Genomic DNA, 1,441 nt, shown 5'->3' on the forward strand with positions numbered 1-1,441 from the left:
GCGCAGGATGCAGGCCCGCGCCGAGGGCGCCGCGGCCTGGAGCGCACGCCTGGCTCTTCTGTCTCCGGCGACGACGCTCGCCCTCGCGCTCGACACGGCGGCGGGCACCGACGCCGCCCGCCACGCCGCCTTTCTCGCTGCAGCCTCCGAGTACCGCCGGAGCCTGCGCGCCTTCTTCGAACCGCGCATCCTGGCGCAGGAGGTGCGGCCGGCGGCCGTCTGCGCAGGCTGCCCGGCGCGCCTCGATTTCGATGCCTACGATGCCGTGCCACGCTTTCCAACTGTGATCGCGGCAGACGCAGCGCGATGGCAGGCCGCGCTCAGTGCGCTCACCCTGTGGGGCGTGGCATTGGCTCTGGCCGGGCTGGCCTTCCGCCGCTTCGCGATATGGTCCGTATGAGCGCTGTCGCGACGTCGGCTGCCCGCCCGGATTTTGAGACGCGGCCCGGCGATGCAGAACTTCGAGCCGCGTCGCTTCGCGCGCATTGGTCCAGGCACGCGTCGAAGCGGCGACTGGCGGCTCTCGTGCGCGAGCGGCCGTACACCCCGGTGGGATTTGCCGGCGGATTGAGCCGTCGCGGCTTCTGCATGCTCCGCGGAGACACCGTCTGGACCCCGGCCGCGCGCCCAAATCTGCTTTGCCGTCTTGAGGACCAGTCGTGACGACCACGGACGTGAAGCGCCCGCCGCGCATCCTCTCGATCGACGCCTTACGCGGGCTGGTGATGCTCCTGATGCTCGTCGACCACGTGCGGGAGTTCTTCTACCTTCATGCGCAGGTCCGAGACCCCATGGATCTCGCCGCGACGCCGCCGGACCTGTTCCTGACGCGGGCGTCCTCGCACCTCTGCGCTCCGCTCTTCATCCTGCTCACCGGCCTTTCGGCCAGACTCTATGGGCAGAAGCACGGTCCGCGAGCGACCGCCGCCTTCCTGCTCAAGCGCGGGCTGCTCCTGATCCTGCTGGAAGTGACGCTCGTCAATGTCGCCTGGGCCGGCAGCTTCTGGCCGCCGATCCTTTATCTGCAGGTGATCTGGGTGATCGGCCTGTGCATGGTGGCGCTGGCCGCGTTGCTCTGGCTGCCGCGGGTTCTCCTCGTGACCGGAGCCCTGGCGCTCATGCTCGGTCACAACCTGCTCGACGGGCTCGTGCTTCAAGCGGGCGAGCCGGGCTACGTGCTCTGGTCCATCCTGCATCAGCGCGGGATGATCGCGTTGCCCTGGGGCGGCGTGGCCCGGACGTCGTACCCGCTCCTGCCGTGGATCGGCGTGATCGCGGCAGGCTACGCGCTCGGGCCGCTTTTCACGGGAGCGGTCGACGAAACGCGCCGTCGCGCTTGGCTCGCCGGGCTCGGGGCGGCCGCGCTCGTCGCCTTCCTCGTCCTGCGCGCGCTCAACGGTTACGGCGAACCGGTGGCGGGCAGCTAGGCCGCACGCCCTCG

1 protein-coding gene and 1 pseudogene are annotated in these 1,441 nt (G+C 70.3%); both read left to right on the top strand.

Annotation, left to right across the window (positions count from 1 at the left end; translation table 11 throughout):
• On the top strand, nucleotides 1-400 hold a 400-nt coding region (locus I53_RS24590), incomplete at its 5' end, for a DUF3526 domain-containing protein (protein WP_148291236.1).
• Between the two features lie 259 nt (nucleotides 401-659).
• Nucleotides 660-1,412: pseudogene (locus tag I53_RS24595) on the top strand (DUF1624 domain-containing protein); the annotation flags it as partial.
• Nucleotides 1,413-1,441: the final 29 nt, after the last annotated feature.

Source organism: Methylobacterium sp. B1, from assembly GCF_000333255.1.
Taxonomy (GTDB): Bacteria; Pseudomonadota; Alphaproteobacteria; order Rhizobiales; family Beijerinckiaceae; genus Methylobacterium; species Methylobacterium fujisawaense.